The organism is Bradyrhizobium sp. NC92 (assembly GCF_025200865.1).
Taxonomy (GTDB): Bacteria; Pseudomonadota; Alphaproteobacteria; order Rhizobiales; family Xanthobacteraceae; genus Bradyrhizobium.
Genome location: NZ_CP104171.1, coordinates 7883441 through 7904631 on the forward strand (window position 1 = coordinate 7883441; position 21191 = coordinate 7904631).

The window sequence follows — 21191 nt, forward strand, 5'->3', positions numbered from 1 at the left end:
AACGGAATAGGACACACCATGATCATCAGCGGCGAACGCCGGATCGGCTATGACGAGATCCAGGCGCGCATCAAGCGCGCGGCGAGCGGGCTGCGTACCCTCGGCCTTGCCGAAGGCGCGCCGGTTGCCATGATGCTGCGCAACGATTTCGCCTTGTTCGAGGTGGTCGCCGCCTCCGCCGCACTGGGCAGCCCGGTGGTGCCGATCAACTGGCACCTGAAGGCCGAGGAGGTCCGCTACATCCTGACCGACAGCGGCGCGAAGATCCTGATCTGCCACGCCGACCTGCTGCCGCAAATTCGGGGCGGCATTCCGGAGGATGTCCGCCTGCTCGTGGTCGCGACACCGCCCGAGCTGGCGACGACCTTCGCCATTCCCCATGAGCTGACCGAGGTCCCGGCGGGCCTCACCGATTGGGACCGTTGGCGCGACGGCCACACCGAGACCCAGGAGCCGCCGCGGCGTGCCGCGGCGATGATCTACACCTCGGGGACCACGGGCATGCCGAAGGGCGTGCGGCGCATGCCGATGCCGCCGGAGCAGGCCGCCGCGTCCGAACGGGTCGGCGCGATCGCCTACGGCATCAAGCCGCGCGAGGGCCAGGTCGTGCTGATCAACGGGCCGATGTATCACTCGGCGCCGCATTCCTATGGCATGATGGCCTTCCGCAACGGCTGCACCATCGCCCTCCAGCCCCGCTTCGATGCCGAGGAGCTGCTGGCGCTGATCGAGCGCCACCGTGTGACGCATATCCACATGGTGCCGACCATGTTCGTGCGCCTGCTGCGCCTGCCCGACGCGGTCAGGCAGCGCTACGACCTGTCATCGCTGCGCTTCGTCGTGCATGGCGCGGCGCCCTGCCCGCCCGAGGTGAAGCGGGCCATGATCGAATGGTGGGGACCGGTCATCAACGAATATTTCGGCTCGACCGAGACCGGCATCCCGGTCTGGCACTCGGCCGAAGAAGCGCTGAAGAAGCCCGGCACGGTCGGCCGCGCCATCGAAGGCGGCATCGTCAAGATTTTTCGCGATGACGGTAGCCTCTGCGATGTCAATGAGGTCGGCGAGATCTACATGCGCCAGACCGCGGTGCCCGATTTCGACTACCACGGCAAGGCGCAGGCGCGCGCCGACGCCGGGCGCGACGGTCTCGTCAGCGTCGGCGACGTCGGCTATCTCGACGAGGACGGCTACCTGTTCCTGTGCGACCGCAAGCGCGACATGGTGATTTCGGGCGGCGTCAACATCTATCCCGCCGAGATCGAGAACGTGTTGATCGCCATGCGTGGGGTGCGCGATTGCGCCGTGTTCGGCATTCCCGACGCCGAATATGGCGAGCGGCTGTGCGCCTGCATCGAGCCCGAGACCGGCGCGCAGCTCTCCGCGGGCGCGGTGCAGGCTTTCCTGCGCGAGCGGCTGGCCAACTTCAAGGTACCGAAGGAGGTCAAGTTCCTGGATGCGCTGCCGCGCGAGGCAACCGGAAAGATCTTCAAGCGCAAGCTGCGCGATCCCTATTGGGCGGACCAGAGGCCGGGCGGCGCTTAAGTCGTTCTCCGGCCGCGTCCGCACGCGTGGAATTCCAGGCCATATTCCGTCCGGGCAGGGCCGCATGCCGGCCTCGCTCGGGTTCGCGGCTTTTGGCGGACGGCGAAACCGTATAGCGTTCGATCTCTGAGGAAACGCCGCGAAGACGGCCATGAGGTCGCGCATGCTGGACCGGACGCAGGATATTTCCATCGCCGCGCAAGGCTGGCTCGACGACTTCGAGCGCATCCTGGGCAGACCTGATCCCGCGACGCTGGACCCGCTCTTCCTCGCTGACGGCTTCTGGCGCGACGTGCTGGCGCTGAGCTGGAACCTGCAGACTGTCGCGGGCCGCGACGCGATCACGCAGGAGCTGACAGCGCGCGCGCCCAGGGCGGCGCCGACCCATTTCAGGATCGCTCCGAACCGGGCGCCGCCGCGCTCGGTGACGCGCGCCGGCACCAACAGCATCGAAGCGATCTTCCACTTCGAGACCGCGATCGGCCGCGGCAGCGGCATCGTGCGGCTCATCCCTGACACGGCCGACGGCGACCGCCTGAAGGCATGGACGCTACTGACCGCGCTCGACGAGCTCAAAGGCTTCGAGGAACAGCTCGGCACCTCGCGCCCGCGCGGCCAGGCCTATTCGCGCGACTTCCGCGGGCCGAACTGGCTCGACCAGCGCAATGCCGCGCGCGCCTATGCCGAGCGCGATCCCGCTGTGCTGGTGGTCGGCGGCGGGCAGGCCGGGCTCGCGATTGCGGCGCGGCTGAAGCAGCTGCAGGTCGATACCCTGATCGTCGATCGCGGGATGCGGATCGGCGACAATTGGCGGCAGCGCTATCACGCGCTGACCCTGCACAACCAGGTGCAGGTCAATCACCTGCCCTACATGCCGTTTCCGCCGAGCTGGCCGGTCTATATCCCCAAGGACAAGCTCGCCAACTGGTTCGAGGCCTATGTCGATGCCATGGAGCTGAACTTCTGGACCGGCACCGAGTTCGAGGGCGGTGCTTATGACGAGGCGAAGGGCCACTGGACCGTCACGCTCCAGTGCGCCGATGGCAGCAAGCGCACCATGCATCCGCGCCATGTGATCATGGCGACCGGCGTCAGCGGCATCGCCAACATTCCAGACATTCCGACGCTCGACAATTTCAAGGGCACGCTGCTGCATTCCAGCCGCTACGAGGACGGCGAGAATTGGCCCGGCAAGCGCGCGATCGTCATCGGCACCGGCAACAGCGGTCACGACATCGCGCAAGATCTTCATTCCAGCGGCGCCGAGGTGACGCTGGTGCAGCGCTCGCCCACGCTGGTCACCAACATCGAGCCGTCGGCGCAGCTGGCCTATGCGACCTACAATGAGGGCACGCTCGAGGACAATGATCTGATTGCGGCCTCGATGCCGACGCCGCTCGCGAGGAAGATGCATGTGATGCTGACCGAGCAGTCGAAGCAGCTCGACAGGGAGCTGCTCGACGGCCTCTCGCGCGTCGGCTTCAAGCTCGATTTCGGCGAGGCCGGCACCGGCTGGCAGTTCAAATACCTCACCCGCGGCGGCGGCTATTATTTCAACGTTGGCTGCTCCAACCTGATCGTCGAGGGCAAGATCGGGCTCAGGCAGTTTTCCGACATAGAAAGCTTCAACGCCGACGGCGCGCGGATGAGGGACGGCTCGATCATTGCCGCCGACCTGATCGTGCTCTCGACCGGTTACAAGCCGCAGGAATATCTGGTGCGCAAGCTGTTCGGCGATGGCATCGCCGACCGCGTCGGCCCGATCTGGGGTTTTGGCGACGGCTTCGAGCTGCGCAACATGTATGCGCGCACCAAGCAGCCCGGCCTCTGGTTCATCGCCGGGAGCCTCGCGCAATGCCGGATCAACTCGAAATATCTGGCGTTGCAGATCAAGGCGATCGAGGAAGGGATTTTGCCAAGGGCTGTGGCTACGCCGCTGAGCACAGCTTGAGCAACACCGTCATTGCGAGCGTAGCGAAGCAATCCAGAATGTTTCCGAGGCGACAGTCTGGATTGCTTCGCTGCGCTCGCAATGACGACGCGGATGCAGACGTGCACGGAAGAAGCAACTAAAGGAAAGGACCACCCATGCCAGCCATTCTCGGCAGCGGCGAGCATCGCTACCGCGTCGTCGACAACTTCGCGAAATTGCCGGACGGCTGGCAGCTCACCGACGTCGCCTCGGTCGCGGTCGACAGCAAGGACCGCGTCTACGTCTTCAACCGTGGCGCCCACCCGATGGTGGTGCTGGACCGCGAGGGCAATTTCCTGCGCAGTTTCGGCGAAGGCCTGTTCTCGCGCGCGCACGGCCTGCATATCGACGCCGACGACAATCTCTATTGCACCGATGACGGCGACCACACCGTGCGCAAATGCACCACCGACGGCAAGGTGCTACTGACGATCGGCATCCCCGCAAAGCCGGCACCGTTCATGAGCGGCGAGCCGTTCCATCGCTGCACCCACACCGCCCAGTCGCCGAAGGGCGAGATCTACGTTTCCGACGGCTATGGCAATGCGCGCGTGCACAAATTCACACCCGATGGCAAGCTGATCAAGAGCTGGGGCGAGCCGGGCACCGATCCCGGCCAGTTCAACATCGTGCACAATATCGCGACCGATGCCGACGGCTGGGTCTATGTCGCCGATCGCGAGAACCACCGCGTCCAGGTGTTCGACGGCGAGGGCAAGTACGAGACGCAGTGGAACAATCTGCACCGCCCCTGCGCGCTGTGCCGCTGCGGCGGGGCCAAGAGCCCGACCTTCGTGATCGGCGAGCTCGGCCCCGGCCTTGCCATCAACCGCAATGTGCCCAATCTCGGCCCGCGGCTGTCGATCGTGGACGCCAGGGGAAATCGCATCGCGCGGCTCGGCGGCGAGGAGGGACCAGGCGTCGCCAGCGGCAAATTCCTGGCGCCACACGGCGTCGCGCTCGACTCGAAGGGCGATATCTATGTCGGCGAGGTCGGCGTCACCAACTGGGAGACCAGCTTTCCGGACGAGGAGATGCCGGCCGCGGTGCGCGCAACGCGATGCCTGCAGAAGCTGGAGCGGGTACCGGAATGAGGATCGGCGCCTGCCCGGCGGTTCCGCGCCAGGCCTCGCCCGGCCCTCTCCGAATCACGGCGTTTTTGGGCAGTTCGCCACCCCGCCGCCGCATTGGCCGCGGCTGAATAAGTCGCTCAACGGGCTTCACAATCCCGTCACGCTGCATGTAGTATGTCAATACATGCTGCTTCGCAGCGTACATTGGAGGCCGGGAGCGTTACTTGAACGCACATGTCTCGCAAGGCAGTTGGCCGGTGTTGGTGCTGAATGCGGACTTCCGGCCGCTGAGTTACTACCCACTGTCGTTGTGGTCGTGGCAAGACGCGATCAAGGCGGTGTTCCTCGACCGCGTCAACATCGTCGCACATTACGATCAGGCGGTTCGAAGTCCCACGCTGGAAATGCAGCTGCCCAGCGTCGTCTCGCTCAAGTCCTTCGTCAAGCCAACCACCCACCCCGCCTTCACCCGGTTCAACGTCTTCCTGCGCGATCGTTTCGCCTGCCAATATTGCGGCTCGCCCGAAGACCTCACCTTCGATCACATCGTCCCGCGCAGCAAAGGCGGACAGACTACCTGGGAGAACGTGGTCGCGGCGTGCTCGCCGTGTAATTTGCGCAAGGGCAATCTCACGCCGGCGCAGGCAAAGATGTTTCCGCGCCAGACCGCGTTCGCACCGACCGTGCACCAGCTCCACCGCAACGGCCGCCTCTTCCCGCCGAACTATCTGCACGACAGCTGGCTGGACTATCTGTACTGGGATACGGAGCTGGATCCGTAGGGTTCGAGCTGGTGCGCTCCGCTACCCCCGCTGCAACGCCAGCGTCACGCCGCCGAGCGTGAGCGCCATCGCCGTCCATTCGCGATAGCCCAGCGGCTCGCCGAGAATGATGGCGGCGGAGACCACGCCGATCACGGGCACGATCAACATGCCGGTCGAGGCCGAGGTCGGTGGCAGACGGCGCAGCGTCTCGAACCAGGTGACGTAGCAGAGGCCCATCGGCACCAGCGTCATATAGACGAAGCAGCCGAGTCCCACCGGAGTGATCGCGGTGATGTCGGGACGCTCGAACAGCACGCCGAGGACCAGCATCGTGGCGCAACCGAGCCCGACCTGCCAGGCGACGACGACCAGCGGCGGCATCGGCAGCGGCTTGCGGTTGAGCACGTTGCCGAGCGCGAACAGGATGGCGCAGAGCAGCGCCAGCACAATGCCCAGCAGCTTGTCGGCGCCGAACGCAAGACCGTTGCCGCTCAGGAGCAGCGTGATGCCGGCAACGCCGAGAACGAGCCCGAAAACGTCCCGTCGGGCCGGCCGCGTGTGCAGCACCGGCCAGGCGAACAGCATCGCCCAGATCGGCATGGTATAGGCGAGCAGCGCACCCTCGCTCACGCTCACATATTTCATCGCGACCGTGCCGAGACCCATCCAGGCCAGGACGTTGGTGAAGGTCGCAAGCAGCAGCCGCGGGATCGCCTCGCGCGGAACGGCGAAGGATACCTTCCGGCTCAGCACCAGGGTGCCGAGAATGAGCGAGGCGCACACGCCCGCAAGACCGCGGGCGAACAAGGGCGGCCATTGCTGCAGCAACAGCTTCATCAGCGGCCAGTTCAACGCCCAGCCGAACGCCGTCACGCAGAGGCAGAGAGAGCCGATCGTCCTGTCGCGTCGCGCCGTGTCCATAACCAGCGCTTAGCAGGCCAGCGCCAGCCGCTCCACCTCGGCTGGTGCATGCGGGCCATCGCGGAGCAAGGAACCCGAAGCTTCGACGACCGTTCAGACCGTGGGCCAGGCACGCTCGCCTGCGCACGTTCCGCCATACATGTTTCGGATGGCAACATATCAAACAAGGGAAAGGCCATGCCCACACCCGAGCACGATCACGTCTACAAGATCCTGGACCTCGTCGGATCGTCTGAGACCTCGATCGAGGATGCGATCAAGAACGCCATCAGCCGCGCCTCGAAGACTGTTCGCGAGATAAGATGGTTCGAGGTCGTGCAGACGCGCGGCCATGTCGAGAACGGCGCCGTGCGTCATTTTCAGGTGACGCTGCGCGTCGGCTTCACGTTGGAAGGATGAAGCCTTAGGCTGGAGCGTGGTTAACATCCGCTGACGCGAATGAACCAAGATATATCGATGGTTCCCCCGGTCCAGTACAGACCCCGCACAATCATCGCGGATATTGCAATAGGCCGTTAAGGCGAAAGTGAGAGGTTTGCTCCGATTTGGAGCAAGCCTGATGGTCACGAGCCGCGAACTCGGCAAGACGCGCCTTCCGCTCTGGGCGGCCGGATTCGTCGTGCTGATTTGCGTGACCATCCTCGGCCTGAGTGCCTGGCGCGAATGGGAGGCGCGCAACGCCGATCTGAGGAACGCCGAGATCGACGTCGCCAACGTTGCTCATTCGCTGATCCAGCATGCGGACGACACGTTCGAGCTTGCCGATACGATTCTTGTCGGGCTGGTCCACCGGCTCGAACTCGACGGGACGGGTCCGGACACGATTACGAAGCTCCAGGCCTATCTGCCGACCCGCAAATCATCGGACCGCATCCGCGGCATCTTCGTCTATGATGGGACCGGCCGCTGGCTCGCCACGACGGAGCGCCTCGACTTCTCCAAGCTCAACAACAGCGACCGCGAATATTTCCAGCGCCATCGCGATTCTCCGGACGCGGGCACGCTGATCGGGCGGCCCATCAAGAGCCGCTCCGGCGGCCAGTGGATCATCACGGCATCCCGCCGGATCAACGATTCCGACGGCGGCTTCGCCGGCGTTGCCCTGCTCACGATCGACGTCAGCTATTTCGTCAAGTTCTACGAGCGGTTCGACATCGGGCCGAACGGCTCGGCATCTCTGCTCAACGGCAGCGGCATCATGCTGGCGCGCAGCCGCGACGAAAGCGGCGCCTTCGTCGGACGCGACCTGTCCGATGCGCCCTTGTTCAGAAGCTGGAAGAGCCGCCCCGCCGCGGCGGTTTATTATTTCAAATCGCCGCTCGATGGCGTGGCGCGGCTGAGCTATTACCAGCGCAGCAGCCGCTATCCGCTGATGGTGCTGGCGAGCAAGTCGCAGGACGACGTGCTCGCCCCCTGGCGGCGCGCAGCAGCAACACGCATGAGCTTCGTTCTCGGACTCGTGCTCTTGATCGCGGTGATCGGCTACTATCTCGTCCGTCAGCTACTACAGCGGCAGCGCACGGCACAGGCCCTGGTCGCCAAGGAAGCCAATTTCCGCCTGCTGGCCGAACAATCCAGCGACATGGTAACCCGCATCGGGCTCGATAACCGGCTGCTCTACGTCTCTCCCTCCTGCGCGCGCATCACCGGCCGGTCGGCCGAAGAACTGCTGGGCACCTCGGCCCTCGCCGGCATTCACGCGGACGACATGGAACGGGTTGAGCAGGCCATCGCCGCGCTGAAGAAAGGCGAGGCGGAGGAAGCGCGGTTCGTCTATCGGCAGCGTCATCGCGACAGGGGCGAGATCTGGGCCGAGGCGGCGCTACATGTGACCGTGGCGTCCGACAGCGGCGTGGTCGACGGCGTCGTCGCAGTCGTGCGCGACATGACCGAGCAGAAGGATCTTCAGGACAGGCTCGCCTCGCTGGCAACCACCGACGGTCTCACCGGCCTCGCCAACCGCCGCGCCTTCGACGACCGCCTTGCCGACGAATGGGCGCGGGCTCGCCGCGACGGAACGCAGCTCTCGCTGCTGCTGATCGATGTCGATCATTTCAAGAAATTCAACGACCTCTACGGGCATCTGGCGGGCGACGCCTGCTTGCGCGCGCTGGCCCGGATTCTATCCGCCCAGGCCAGGCGTCCAGCCGACCTCGCGGCGCGCTATGGCGGCGAGGAATTCGCCGTGCTGCTGCCGAACACCTGCCCCGAAGGCTGCGCCGAGGTTGGAGCAGCGATTCGCCAGGCGTTGCACGATCTCGCCATGCTGCATGCGCAAAATCCGCCTTCCCGGCTCGTGACTGCGAGCGTCGGCGGCGCCGCGGCTCTTCCGTCCCAGACTGCGATGGATTCTAGCACGCTGGTCGCCGCCGCCGACCGTGCGCTCTACGCCGCCAAGGAGAGCGGCCGAGACCGGCTGGTGATGTCGGGCCAGGTGATCCCATGGCCCGCGAAAACCGCGTGAGCTGCACGGCCGGATTTGCCGCTCGCGATCCGGCAGGATATGACCGTAGGCAACGGCTCGATACTTGGCCGGTCCGAGAGATTCTGCTGTGACCGATGCGATCAAGCTCGTCCTTGTTCGACATGGACAACGTCCTGTGCGACTACGGACAGGGTCACGTTTGCCGTGACCGTGTTCGTCAGAGCATTGATGACCACGAGTTGGCTGGACTGCGTCGTGACGTAGATCCGCGACCCGTCCGGGCTGGCCGCAACACTCAAGGGGGCTCCTGAGACCGAAACCGTCGTCACCACCGATTGCGACGCTGCATCGATCACCGTGACGCTGCCACTGCCTTGATTGGCCATATAGATCCGGCTTTCGTCCGAAGATATCGTGATGCCGGAGGGGGCGCTTCCGACCCCGACCGTGCCGATGACGGTGTTCGACGCGGCGTCGATGATCGAGATGTTTGAAGAGTTCTCGTTGGCGACATAGACCCGGGTCCTTGCCCAACGTCTCAGCGCGAGGCAAGATCCACCTAAATCTCGTAATAGTTGCACAATGTCATTCACTCCCTCTACCTCGCCTCGCTTGCACACCGATTTCCGAATGGCTACATCCAGACGCGACATTGGCTTGCCGCCGATCTCGGGAATTCAGTTGCGTGCGGTTCTTCCGCGTCGTGAGGGGATGTGGACGACACAGCGTTGAACGTGAGCATGGCGGCAGACATTCCCGGGCGCGGCCCGGAGGCGCTCGCGCGGTTGCGCGCGATGACGATCGACATCTGCGAGGTCATTCCGCATACCGCGGAGGACGATTTTCATGTCACCACCGTGACGATGATGACTCGCAACGCGTTGCTGATCGACACGCGTGCCACCGACCAGGATTATGACCGCTCGGCCGCACACGTCGCCCGCGGCGTCATGGATCATTTTCAGATCACCCTCTGCCTTGAGGGCGAGATGAAGTTCGGCTCGGGCCGGCGCGAGGTCACGCTGCGGCCCGGCGACATCGTCCTCATCGACATGGCGCAACCGAACCGGACCGCGCTGCGCGCCGCGGGCGGCCGCACCCGCCTGATGTCGATCGTCCTGCAACGCGCGATGCTGGCACCGCGGCTCGCCCATCCGGATGCGGCGACGGCAACTCTGCTGCCCTCGAACCATCCTCATGCCCGCCTGCTCGCCAGCCACTACGCCGCGCTCGCCTTGCGCTCCGGGCCCGGGACAGACACCGCGACCGGCCATGCCGAGGCCACGGTCGAGGCGATCGCCGACCTCGTCGCGGCCGCAGCCGGCGGGACGGCTGAAATCGTCGCGGGCCTCGAGCGCGCCGAGCGCCATCTTTACATCACGCTGATCAAGCGCCACATCGCGAACAATCTCGAAACCGATGCGCTCACCGCGGAAGAGCTCTGCCGCCATTTCCAGATATCGCGCGCGACCCTCTACCGGCTGTTCGAGGCCGAGGGCGGACTTGCCCATTATGTGCGGGAGCAGCGGCTCAATCTGGCGTTTCGGCGGTTGATATCGCCGTCCGCGCAGGACGGCCGCCTGATCGAGCTCGCCGTCGACATGCGCTTCAGCAGCGATTCCACCTTCATTCGCGCATTCCGCCGCAAGTTCGGCCTGACGCCGGGCGAACTCAGGGAGTTGGCCGACGCCTGGCTGCGTGAGACCGGAGCGGTGCCGGCCGTCGACACGGTGCTGCATCAACTCGCACGGCGGCGCGGATCGCGGCCGTAGCGGGATTTGTCGCCCGCGTTCCGGCGGGATATGAGTGCACTCACGGCCGATGTTCGGCCAATCCGCGAGTGCCGCCGTGACTGACGTCATCAAGCTCGTCCTGTTCGACATGGACAACGTCCTATGCGATTACGACAGGGGTAAGCGCGTCGCATGTCTCGCCGAGCTTGCGGGGACGACCAGCGAAGCCGTCCACGCGGCAATCTGGGACAGTGGATTTGAAGCGCTCGGCGATTCCGGCGCGCTCGAGGCCGCGGACTATCTGCGGGGCTTCGGTGAGCGCATTGGCTATCCGTTGTCGCTCGACGAGTGGGTCGAGGCGCGGCGCCGCTCAATGGAGGCGGATCGCGCGATGCTGGAGATTGCTGGGAGCTTGCGGCAAACCGTCGATATTGCGGTCCTGACCAACAATACCACGCTGGTCGCCGACCACATCGACACGCTGCTGCCGGACCTGCGTCCACTGTTCGGCTCGCGGATCTATGCCTCGGCCCAATTCAAGACGGCCAAGCCGGACCCGCGCTGCTATCGCCTCTGCCTTTCGGAGCTCGACGTGGGGCCGGAAGCCGTCCTGTTCGTCGATGACCTCGCTGCCAACGTCGCCGGCGCGCGAAAGGCGGGCCTTTTCGCGCATCATCACACGTCCGTGCAGGCTTTCAGGCAGGCTCTTTCGGAACATGGACTGCTTCATGGATGAACAAGCGTAGGTTGCGGAAGCGCGCGCAAGCGCTAATGGCCGCCCTACGGATTCATGGCACTACGCCAGATGGCACGCCACGAAGTGCCCGCCCGCGCCCTCCTTCAACACCGGCGCGCTTTCCGCGCAGCGCGGCTGGGCGATCGGGCAGCGGGTGTGGAAGTGACAGCCGGAGGGCGGCTTCATCGGGCTCGGCACGTCGCCCTTGAGGCGGATGCGCTCGCGCTTCAGCTTGGGATCGGGCACCGGCACCGCCGACAGCAGCGCTCTGGTGTAGGGATGCTGCGGGTTGCGGTAGAGATCGCTGGCCTTGGCGAGCTCGACGATGCGGCCGAGATACATCACCGCGACGCGGTCGGAGATGTGCTCGACCACCGAGAGGTCGTGCGCGACGAAGAGATAGGTCAGGTTCAGTTCGGCCTGGAGGTCCTCCAGGAGGTTGATCACCTGCGCCTGGATCGACACGTCGAGCGCGGAGACCGGCTCGTCGCAGACGATCAGCTTCGGTTCCACCGCAAGCGCACGGGCGATCACGATGCGCTGGCGCTGGCCGCCGGAGAATTCGTGCGGATAGCGGCGCATGTGCTCGGCCTTGAGCCCGACCTTGACCAGAAGGCCCGCAACGCGCTCCTCGCGCTCTTTTGGGGAGGAGGCAAGATTGTGGATGGTGAAGGCCTCGCCGAGAATGGCGCCGACCGTCATGCGCGGATTGAGCGAGGCGAACGGATCCTGGAACACCAGCTGCATGTTCCGCCGCATGGCGCGCAGATCGTTGCCGCCGAGCTTGCGCACGTCCTGGCCATCGAAGACGACCTCGCCGTCGGTCGGCTCGATCAGGCGCAGCACGCAGCGCCCGGTCGTCGACTTGCCGCAACCGGATTCGCCGACGAGACCGAGCGTCTCGCCGCGGTTGACCGAGAACGACACGCCGTCGACCGCATAGACAGTGCCGACCTGGCGCGACAGCAGGCCGCCTAGCACAGGAAAATGTTTCTTCAGGCCGCTGACGCGGAGCAAGGGCTCGCTCATGACGCGGCTCCCAGGTTCGGATCGCCGAGGTGACAGGCCATGCGGTGACCGGGCGCGATCTCGCGCAGCAGCGGCTCCTTCTCGGTGCAGACATTCATGGCGAACTTGCAGCGCGGCGCGAAGCGGCAGCCGACCGGCGGATTGATCAGGATCGGCACCGAGCCGCCGATCGCCTCGAGCCGCGTCTTGTGCTCGCTGTCGAGATCGATGCGCGGGATCGAGCGGATCAGGCCTTGCGTATAGGGGTGACGCGGATCGCCGAAGAGATCGTCGACGGGCGCCTCCTCCACCACCTTGCCGGCATACATTACGACGACCCGCTGCGCGGTCTCGGCGACGACGCCCATGGCATGGGTGATCAGCATCACCGCCATGCCGAAGCGGTCCTTCATGTCCTGCAACAGGTCGAGGATCTGCGCCTGGATGGTGACGTCGAGCGCGGTGGTGGGCTCGTCGGCGATGATCAGCTTCGGCTTGCAGGCGAGCGCCATCGCGATCATCACGCGCTGGCGCATGCCGCCGGAGAACTGATGCGGATAATTGTGCACGCGGCCTTCGGCATTGGGGATCTGCACCAGCTTCAGCATCTCGATGGTGCGCTCGAGCGCCTGCTTCTTGGTCACCGCTTCGTGCCGCCGCAGGCTCTCGGCGATCTGCTCGCCGATCGTGAGCACCGGGTTGAGCGAGGTCATCGGCTCCTGGAAGATGAAGCCGATCTCCTTGGCGCGGATCTCGTCGAGCTGATTGCTGGTCAGCGGCACGAGATCGCGCCCCTCGAAGATGATCTGGCCTGCCGCGATCCGCCCTGGCGGCATCGCGATCAGCTTCAGGATCGACATCGCGGTCACGGTCTTGCCGCAGCCGGATTCGCCGACGACGCAGAGCGTCTCGCCCTTGTTGATGGAGATGTCGACCCCGTCGACGGCCTGGAGGATGCCGTCGTCGGTGGAGAAGTGGGTTTTCAGGCCCTTGATCTCGAGCAGCGGCGCCATCAGATCACCCGTCGCGCATCGAGCGCGTCGCGCAGACCATCACCCATGAAGTTGATGGCCACCACCGCGATGAAGATCGCGCCGCCGGGGAACAGCGCCCAGTGCGGGCCGATGTCGAGAAAATCCTTGGCATCAAACAGCAGCCGGCCCCAGGTCGGGGTATCCGGCGGGAAGCCGAGGCCGAGGAAGGACAGCGTCGATTCCGCGATGATCGCGGCGGCGACGTCGATGGTGCCGGCGATGATCACCGGCCCGACTGCATTGGGCAGGATGTGCCGCACCACCTGCCGCACCGGGCTGGCGCCGAGCGCGCGCGCGGCTTCGACGAACTCCTTCTCGCGGAGCGACAGGAACTGGGCACGCACCAGCCGCGCCACCGGCATCCAGCGCAGGCCTCCGATCACCAGCACGATCAGGATGAAGATGCCGCCTTCGGGCCCGAACACCTGCTTCAGCCCGTCGCGGAACAGATAGATCAGCAGCAGGAGCAGCGGCAATTGCGGCAGCGACAGGAACAGATCGGTGAGCCACATCAGCCCGTGCCCGAGCGCGCCGCGCGACATGCCGGCGAGCGCGCCGATCAGCGTGCCAATGATGACGGCGACCAGCATCGCGGCGAGCCCGACCGCGAGCGAGATGCGGCCGCCATAGATCATGCGCGCCAGGATGTCCTGGCCAAGATCGTCGGTGCCGAAGGGATGGGCGAGCGACGGACCCTGCAGGCCCGCGACGATGTCGATCTCGTTGATCTTCACGCGCCACACGAACGGCCCAAGCAAGACGGCGAGCAGCAGGATGAGGAGCAGGACAGCGCTGACCACCGCGAGCCGGTGGCGGCTGTAGCGTCGCCATGCTTCGCGCCAGGGCGAATAGGCGCGCCGCTCAGCGGAGGGAGATGCGAGGGTCAAGCCAGCCATAAAGGACGTCCGCGATGAGATTGAACAGCACGACCAGGCACGCGAAGACGAAGGTCACGGCCATCACCACCGGCGTGTCGTTGGAAAGGATGGAGGAGATCAGCAGCGAGCCGATGCCGGGAATGCGGAAGATCTGCTCGGTGACGATGGCGCCGCCGAACACCGCGGGCATCTGCAACGCGATCAGCGTCACCACGGGGATCATGGCGTTGCGCATCACGTGCTTGACGATCACCGTGGCCTGGCCGAGGCCCTTGGCCCGCGCCGTGGTGACGTAGTCGAGCCGGATGACGTCGAGCATCGCCGAGCGCACGAAGCGCGTCATCGACGCCGCCTGGAACAGGCCGAGCACCGCCACCGGCATGATCGCCTGACGGATCATCTCAAGCACCCAGCGGATGCCGGTCGCCTTGATGTCGGTGGTGTAGACGAAAGGCAGCCAGTCCAGCGTGACCGAGAAGATCAGGATGAACAGGATGCCGGTGAAGAAGGTCGGCAGCGAGAAACCGACGAAGGCGAGCGTATTCGCGATCTGGTCGAACAGCGAATACGGCCTGGTCGCGGCGTAGACGCCGACCGGAATCGCGATCAGCAGCGCCAGGATCTGCGCCGAGCCGATCACGTAGAGTGTGGCCGGCAGGCGCTGCAGAATCAGCGTGTCGACGTTCATCCGGCTGACGAAGGAGAAGCCCCAGTCGCCGTGCAGCATGGCGTTGAGCCAGTGCAGGTACCGGAGGTAGATCGGATCGTCGAGACCAAACTTGGCCCGAAGCGCCGCCTGCACTTCGGGCGGCACGTTCGGATTGGTGGCCAGTTCGGAGAACGGATCGCCGGGGGCGAGCGCGAGCACGACGAACAGCACCAGCGAAATCGCCAGCAGGCTCGGAACGGCAATCAGGAGGCGACGCAGGACATACTGACTCATAGGGAAAAATCCCGTTTAGCCTGCGCTCATGCCTCCCGGTACCAGTCCTGGATGTTGTCGGTCCGATTGGCCCAGCCCGAGAGCGCCGGCCGCAACGTGTTGGAGCAGGCATCCACCAGCAGACGATGCATTACCGGAATGAACACGGTGTCCTGCCACAACAGGTCGTTGCACTTGATGTAGAGCGCGGCGCGCTTGACCGGATCGGTCTCGGTCTCGGCCGCAGCGATGGCGTCATCATACTCCTTGTTGACATAGCGCGGGAAGTTCTGCCCCTGCCATTTGTTCTCCTTGGTGGCCACATTGGCGGAGATGTAGCGGCGCATGTGCAGGGCCGGATCCGGCTGCGTCATCGGGATCTGGAACTCCTCGATGTCGGCATAGAACTTGGGGTAGGTGTCCGGGTTGGCGACGTCGGACGAGAAAAAGACCGAGGCAACCACCGATTTCAGTTCCACGTCGATGCCGGCCTTCTGGCAGGCCTGCTTGACGATGGCCTGGGTCTTCTGGCGCGGACCGTTGGTCGAGGTCTGGTACAGAAGCTTGAATTTCTTGCCGTCTTTCTCGCGGATGCCGTCGGCGCCGACCTTCCAGCCGGCGTCATCGAGCATCTTCGACGCCTTCTCGACGTTGAACTCCCACGAGGTGTTCTTGGAGACGAACTTCTCGGGACCGTTGAGGTAGTTGGCCGTGGTGCGTCCGGCCCGGCCGTAGATCGCTTTCTTGACGGACTCGCGGTCCACGAGCAGGGCGAGTGCCTTGCGCACGTTCGGATCCGACAGGATCGGGTGCTTGGTCTTGATCGAGGATCGCTCGCCGTCGATCTCGACGTTGGGGTCGGTGAAATTGATGGCGATGAACTCGATGTCGCCGCCGGTGGCATAGACGGTCTTGCCCTTGCCGCCCTTCTCCAGACGCAGCAGCACGTCGTCTTCGACCTGCATGTTCCAGGCGAAATCGAATTCGCCGGTCTGGATCACCGCGCGCGCCGCCGAGACGGCATCGCCGCCGCCCTTCATCTCGATGGTGTCGAAATGCGGACGATTGGGCATGTGATAGTCGGGATTGAGCTCGCCACGGACCACATCGCCCGGCTTGAACTCGACGAATTTATAGGGACCGGTGCCCACCGGGGACAGATTGTTCGGCGCCTCGCGGGACTTCGAGCCCTTGTAGTCGGCAAACAGATGCTTCGGGATGACGCATCCATAAGCGCCGACGAACGCGTTGGCCCAGAACGGCGTCGGGGTCTTGAACAGGATGCGAATCGAAAGATCGCTGACCTTCTCGACCGTGATGTCACCATAGGTGCTGATGCTGACGGCAGCCGTGGCAGGATCGCTGGCGTATTGCCAGGTGAACACGAAGTCGTCGGCAGTCAGCGGTTTGCCATCGTGCCATTTGACTCCCGGCTTGATTTTCCAGACCACCGACTTGGCATCGGCGGCGAGACCGCCGTTTGCAACCGAGGGAATCTCTGCAGCGAGGATGGGGTTGAGATTGCCGTCGGCGTCCCAGCTCGCGAGCGGTTCGTAGAAAACCCGCGATCCGTCCTGGTCCTTGGTGCCGGTGGCGAAATGCGGATTGAGTAGCGTCGGCCCCTGCCACCACAGCACCTTGAGAGGCCCGCCGCCCCCGCGCTTGGTCGGCTTGTAGACCGCGGGGCTCTGCGCCATGGCAACGCCGCCGAGCGCGAGGAGCTGGTTGGCCAGGGGAGCGGTGAGACCGACCGCGGCGAGGCGCTTGACGAAGGCGCGGCGGTCCATCCGTCCGTCCTTCACCTGACCGATCATTGAACGCAGCTCTTTGTCCAGCATGGTTGTCCCCCGTCTGGTTCCGGCATGGATGCAGGCGGCCGCTGGCGACCGCCGGGTTTGGCTGGCGGTAGATGGCACACCGAATGGGGTGCACGTCAACTGGGACCGTGTGTATGCAAACGGTCTTCTGGCTGTCCGTTGGGCAAAATTGCGCTCAGTAGCCCATCCGTTCGGCAATCCAGCAGCAAAATCTGCTGGATTGTGCGCTGCACTGCGGAAAATTTGTTCGCTGGATCAGACGAAGTATCGAGGCCGATTCTACGCCACGGACATGTCGAGCGGCGGCGCGACCTGATCCGGCAACGGACAGACGTAAGGTGTCCTGGCCGTCCGCTTCTGGAGATCGGTCTTGGCGGCCTTGATCAGCTCCGGTTCCGTCAGCGCCTTGATGCCGAGACCGGCCATGGCCTTGGCCGCCTGCACCATGGCCTTGTGCGCGTGCGGGCTCTTGCCCTGCGCCACCACCTGCCAGGTGTGGAAGGGCGTGCCGATTGCAACCGTCGGTGCGTGCACCTGGACCGTCGGCACCACCCAGCTCACATCGCCGACATCGGTCGAGCCGACGAGCGGGTTGCGCTTGGCATCGAGCGGCACCAGGAAGTCGGCCAGCGGCCGATCGGTCGGCTCCATGCCGATCGCGTAATAGACGGACGCGATGTCCTTGTCGCTCAAGGTCGCACGGATCTGGCCAGCAAAGCTCTTGTCCGCATCGTCGAAATGCGGCGGTCCGAGCTCTTCCATCACCTGGTGCAGCGCCTGCTCCAGCGGCCCGTTCGGCAGGATGTTGGAGACCGCGGAGATGATCTTCATCTCGACCTTGGTCTCGGTCATCAACGCCGCGCCTTGCGCGATCTTCGACACGCGCTCGACCAGCTCGTTCATGCCGGGAAGATCGCGCGCGCGGATCGAATAGCGCACACGCGCATGGGCCTGCACCACGTTGGGCGCGATGCCGCCGGTGTCGAGCAGCGCGTAGTGCACGCGCGCGTCGCTCGGCATGTGCTCGCGCATGTAGTTGACGCCGACATTCATCAATTCCACCGCATCGAGCGCCGAACGGCCGAGATGTGGCGAGGCCGCCGCATGCGAGGTGCGGCCGGTGAAGGTGAAATCGGCGCGCGTATTCGCGAGCGACGGCGTCACCGCCACTTCCCAGAAGCTGTGAGGATGCCAGGTGATGGCGATGTCGGCGTCTTCGAACGCGCCGGAGCGCACCATGAAGGCCTTGGCGGCGCCGCCTTCTTCCGCAGGGCAGCCGTAATAGCGCACGCGGCCGGGCACCTTGTTCTCCGCCAGCCAGTCCTTTACCGCCGTCGCGGCGAGCAGCGCGGCGGAACCGAGCAGGTTGTGACCGCAGCCATGGCCATGGCCGCCGGTCTCGATCGGACGATGCTCGGCAACACCCGCCTCCTGGCTGAGGCCCGGCAGCGCATCGTACTCGCCCATGAAGGCGATGACCGGACCGCCCTCGCCCCACTCGCCGATCAGCGCCGTCGGGATGCCGGCGACGTTCTCGGTGATGCGGAATCCCTGATGGCGCAGCTCGGCGAGATGCTCGGCGACGGACCGCGCCTCGGTGTAGCAGACCTCAGGCATGCCCCAGACCCTGTCGCTGAGGTCGATGAAACGTTCCTTGATCGTATCGATGCCACGCCAGATGTCGCTGCGGTTGTCCATGCTTGTCGTCCGTGATCCCTTGGTCCAACGAAGCGGCAATGGTTAGCAGCTTCACTGCACGGCGCCTAGCACCGCGCCGGACAGCAGCCATGCGGCGGGGGCCGGATAACATGACGACCCGTGCAAGAGGTGTTTCCAGGCCTTTCGAAAATTTCACGCAGCGTTCTCCCGAATAGTTGGGAACGAGGCTTTCAAGACCGCCTGCTCCGGCCTAAATTAGGCGTGCTTCGCGCGTCGCTCCGCCAGACTTGCCGGAGCGATGCCCTCAGCCAGGAGAACTCGATGAGCACCCTGACCGAATGGAGAGTGCCGCCGGCGAACCAGCCGCGGGCGAGCGACTACGGTTTCGATCTCGACCGCGCGCTCGGCTCCGTCGTCGGCCTGCACGCCATCATCCCCCCGGACGCGTTCAGTGCCGAGACGCTGGGCACCGAACGCGCCGGCAACGGCGTCGTGATCGACGACGGCCTGGTTCTCACGATAGGCTATCTCATCACCGAGGCAGAGTCAGTCTGGCTGCACCGCGCCGATGGGCGCGTGGTGGAGGGTCATGCGCTCGGCTTCGATTCCGAGACCGGGTTCGGGCTGGTGCAGGCGCTCGGCCAGCTCGACATTGCGCCGCTGCCGCTCGGCTCGTCGGCGGCGACGCGGATCGGCGACCGCGTCGTGGTCGGCGGCGCCGGCGGACGCACGCGCTCGGTCGCGAGCCAGGTCGTGGCGAAACAGGAATTCGCCGGTTACTGGGAATATCTGCTGGATGAGGCCATCTTCACCTCTCCCGCACATCCGAACTGGGGCGGCACGGCGCTGCTCAACGAACGCGGCGAGCTGATCGGCATCGGCTCGCTCCAGCTCGAGCGCGAACGTGACGGCAAGGCCGAGCACGTCAACATGATCGTGCCGATCGACCTCCTGAAGCCGGTCCTGGAGGACTTGCGCAAATTCGGCCGCGTCAACAAGCCGGCACGGCCCTGGCTCGGGCTGTACTCGACCGAGATCGACAACCGCGTGGTGGTGATCGGGATCTCCGCCAACGGCCCGGCCGCTCGCGCCGAGCTGAAGACCGGCGACGTCATCCTCGCCGTCAACGGCGACAAGGTGACGAGCCAGACCGCCTTCTACAAAAAAATGTGGGCGCTCGGCGCCGCCGGCGTCGACGTGCCGCTCACCGTTCATCATGAAGGCGTCACCTTCGACGTCACGGTGACGTCGACCGATCGCTTCAAGCTCTTGAAGGCGCCGAAGCTGCACTGATCCCAAGGGCTTTGAGGAAGCGGGCGATGACCGAGGCCGTGGTGGACGACATCGTGGCCGTGCTGCCGCCGCTGCTCAACGCGCTGGAAGCACTCGGCTTCTTCCAACGGCATCTGCATCCGCCAGCCTTCGCCTCGGTGATGGATGCGATCGGCACGCCGGACGAGGCGCTGCAGACGGCGCACGCCGCAATCGGGGATTGGCCGGAGCAGTTCGCTGGCCTGCGCGAGCGGCTCGATCGCGCCTGCGGCGAGACGCTCGCTGCCTTTGCCGGCATTCGTGAAGTCGAGCGGGGCGATGGCGATCTCGTCGCGGTGTTCCGCGCCCTGCGCCATGTCCCGCGCGCGCAGGAGGCGCTTTATCCGCTGGCGGTTAAGTTTCCGCCCGTGAGCGGCTTCTTCCTCAACGCCGCCAATCGCGACAATGCGGATTTGTTGTCGAAGCTCGAAGCCGGCGCGAGCGAAGATACCGGCATCTTCCACGACCACAACGAGCCCGGCAGTCGCGGCGGCTTCTCGGTTTATGTCCCCGAATATTACACGCCCGAGCGTGCCATGCCGCTGGTGATGGCGCTGCATGGCGGCAGCGGCAACGGCCGCGGCTTTCTGTGGAGCTGGCTCCGCGACGCCCGCAGTCTTGGCGCGATCCTGGTGGCGCCGACTGCGACCGGGCCGAACTGGGCGCTGATGGGCGACGACACCGACACGCTGAACCTCATGCGCATTCTCGAAGCGGTGCGCGGCCGCTGGAGCATCGACCCCTCCCGCATGCTGCTGACCGGCATGAGCGACGGCGGCACCTTCTGCTACGTCACCGGCCTCGACGGCGCCTCGCCCTTCACGCATCTCGCGCCTGTTGCGGCGACCTTCCATCCGCTGATGGCGGAAATGGCCGACGCATCACGCCTGCAAGGCCTGCCGGTCTTCATCACTCACGGCAAGCTCGACTGGATGTTTCCGGTGCAGACCGCACGGCAGACGCAGGCGGCACTCTCCGCCGGCGGTGCCGACGTCACCTATCGCGAGGTCGACGACCTCAGCCACACCTATCCGCGCGAGATCAATGCGGAGCTGATGGAGTGGCTGAATGCAGAATGAACAATCTCTCCTTAGATGCGCCGCATGGTCGCGGAACCATCACTCCGGGCCGACGTTATTGCCCGTCACCGGAGGTTCGCCATGCAGACTTTTTTTGGAATGATCCTGGGCGCGCTGCTGCTTGCGTGCGGCGTCTACATCTATGATTCCATGCAGACGTCGTCGGTCGCCAAGGGTGAGGTCGCGACGACCAACCGTACCATCGTGAACTGGGACGTCGCCAAGGCCGATTGGGATGCGCTGCGCGATCGCGCGCACAAGGACTGGGTCCGCATCTCGTCGAAGTAATTTCGTCCGATCGACATGAACAAGGC

General features: G+C 65.0%; 19 protein-coding genes. 11 read left to right on the plus strand and 8 right to left on the minus strand.

What is annotated here, in order from left to right; translation table 11 throughout:
• The first annotated feature begins 18 nt into the window (after positions 1-18).
• From N2602_RS36650 to N2602_RS36665, 4 genes are all read left to right on the plus strand, one after another.
• Positions 19-1545 (plus strand): acyl-CoA synthetase, encoded by a 1527-nt coding sequence (locus N2602_RS36650; protein WP_260381136.1) that lies wholly within the window; start codon positions 19-21, stop codon positions 1543-1545.
• 163 nt (positions 1546-1708) lie between these two features.
• Positions 1709-3496: an NAD(P)/FAD-dependent oxidoreductase gene (locus tag N2602_RS36655; protein ID WP_260381137.1), complete on the plus strand. Its 1788-nt coding sequence runs from the start codon at positions 1709-1711 to the stop codon at positions 3494-3496.
• Positions 3497-3633: 137 nt separating this feature from the next.
• Positions 3634-4611 carry a peptidyl-alpha-hydroxyglycine alpha-amidating lyase family protein gene (locus N2602_RS36660; protein WP_260381138.1) on the plus strand — a complete coding sequence of 326 codons (978 nt, stop codon included), beginning with the start codon at positions 3634-3636 and terminating at the stop codon, positions 4609-4611.
• A 203-nt stretch (positions 4612-4814) separates the two neighbouring features.
• Positions 4815-5372: an HNH endonuclease gene (locus N2602_RS36665; protein ID WP_172785979.1), complete on the plus strand. Its 558-nt coding sequence runs from the start codon at positions 4815-4817 to the stop codon at positions 5370-5372.
• A gap of 21 nt (positions 5373-5393) precedes the next feature.
• Here N2602_RS36665 and N2602_RS36670 read toward each other — a convergent pair whose 3' ends face one another.
• Positions 5394-6275, minus strand: coding sequence for a DMT family transporter (locus N2602_RS36670; protein WP_260381139.1), 882 nt, complete (start codon positions 6273-6275; stop codon positions 5394-5396).
• A 177-nt stretch (positions 6276-6452) separates the two neighbouring features.
• Here N2602_RS36670 and N2602_RS36675 point away from each other — a divergent pair, with 177 nt between their 5' ends.
• Together N2602_RS36675 and N2602_RS36680 are read left to right on the plus strand one after the other, a co-directional pair.
• On the plus strand, positions 6453-6674 hold the full coding sequence (locus N2602_RS36675) for a dodecin (RefSeq protein ID WP_172785980.1): 222 nt from the start codon (positions 6453-6455) through the stop codon (positions 6672-6674).
• A 160-nt stretch (positions 6675-6834) separates the two neighbouring features.
• Complete coding sequence (locus N2602_RS36680) at positions 6835-8739, plus strand: diguanylate cyclase domain-containing protein (protein ID WP_260381140.1); 1905 nt, start codon at positions 6835-6837, stop codon at positions 8737-8739.
• A 101-nt stretch (positions 8740-8840) separates the two neighbouring features.
• Here the strand turns inward: N2602_RS36680 and N2602_RS36685 are convergent, their stop codons facing one another.
• A complete protein-coding gene (locus N2602_RS36685) occupies positions 8841-9293 on the minus strand; it encodes a YncE family protein (RefSeq protein WP_260381141.1) in 453 nt (150 codons plus the stop codon).
• 147 nt (positions 9294-9440) lie between these two features.
• Here N2602_RS36685 and N2602_RS36690 point away from each other — a divergent pair, with 147 nt between their 5' ends.
• Together N2602_RS36690 and N2602_RS36695 are read left to right on the plus strand one after the other, a co-directional pair.
• Complete coding sequence (locus N2602_RS36690; RefSeq protein WP_246708857.1) at positions 9441-10472, plus strand: helix-turn-helix domain-containing protein; 1032 nt, start codon at positions 9441-9443, stop codon at positions 10470-10472.
• Between the two features lie 49 nt (positions 10473-10521).
• Positions 10522-11169, plus strand: a complete 648-nt coding sequence (locus tag N2602_RS36695) for an HAD family phosphatase (RefSeq protein ID WP_311738837.1) — start codon at positions 10522-10524, stop codon at positions 11167-11169.
• A 60-nt stretch (positions 11170-11229) separates the two neighbouring features.
• Here N2602_RS36695 and N2602_RS36700 read toward each other — a convergent pair whose 3' ends face one another.
• The 6 genes from N2602_RS36700 to N2602_RS36725 all read right to left on the minus strand — a co-directional run bounded on the left by N2602_RS36700 (position 11230) and on the right by N2602_RS36725 (position 18526).
• The gene (locus tag N2602_RS36700) at positions 11230-12198 is read right to left on the minus strand and encodes an ABC transporter ATP-binding protein (protein WP_172785984.1); all 969 of its coding nucleotides are present in this window, start codon (positions 12196-12198) and stop codon (positions 11230-11232) included.
• Positions 12195-13190 (minus strand): ABC transporter ATP-binding protein, encoded by a 996-nt coding sequence (locus N2602_RS36705; protein ID WP_172785985.1) that lies wholly within the window; start codon positions 13188-13190, stop codon positions 12195-12197. Before N2602_RS36705 ends, N2602_RS36700 begins: the two co-directional genes overlap by 4 nt.
• Positions 13190-14107, minus strand: a complete 918-nt coding sequence (locus tag N2602_RS36710; RefSeq protein ID WP_260381143.1) for an ABC transporter permease — start codon at positions 14105-14107, stop codon at positions 13190-13192. The genes N2602_RS36705 and N2602_RS36710 overlap by 1 nt, the downstream gene beginning before the upstream one ends.
• Positions 14073-15032, minus strand: a complete 960-nt coding sequence (locus N2602_RS36715; RefSeq protein ID WP_172785987.1) for an ABC transporter permease — start codon at positions 15030-15032, stop codon at positions 14073-14075. Before N2602_RS36715 ends, N2602_RS36710 begins: the two co-directional genes overlap by 35 nt.
• 26 nt (positions 15033-15058) lie before the next feature.
• The gene (locus tag N2602_RS36720) at positions 15059-16849 is read right to left on the minus strand and encodes a peptide ABC transporter substrate-binding protein (protein WP_172785988.1); all 1791 of its coding nucleotides are present in this window, start codon (positions 16847-16849) and stop codon (positions 15059-15061) included.
• A gap of 258 nt (positions 16850-17107) precedes the next feature.
• Positions 17108-18526, minus strand: coding sequence for a M20 family metallopeptidase (locus N2602_RS36725; RefSeq protein ID WP_260381144.1), 1419 nt, complete (start codon positions 18524-18526; stop codon positions 17108-17110).
• A gap of 282 nt (positions 18527-18808) precedes the next feature.
• On the opposite strand from N2602_RS36725, the gene N2602_RS36730 reads away from it, so the two are divergent.
• The 3 genes from N2602_RS36730 (at position 18809) to N2602_RS36740 (ending at position 21165) form a co-directional block, all read left to right on the plus strand.
• On the plus strand, positions 18809-19780 hold the full coding sequence (locus tag N2602_RS36730) for a S1C family serine protease (protein ID WP_172785990.1): 972 nt from the start codon (positions 18809-18811) through the stop codon (positions 19778-19780).
• A 26-nt stretch (positions 19781-19806) separates the two neighbouring features.
• Positions 19807-20877, plus strand: a complete 1071-nt coding sequence (locus N2602_RS36735) for a phospholipase (RefSeq protein WP_260381145.1) — start codon at positions 19807-19809, stop codon at positions 20875-20877.
• Positions 20878-20958: 81 nt separating this feature from the next.
• A complete protein-coding gene (locus N2602_RS36740; RefSeq protein WP_172785992.1) occupies positions 20959-21165 on the plus strand; it encodes a hypothetical protein in 207 nt (68 codons plus the stop codon).
• Positions 21166-21191: the final 26 nt, after the last annotated feature.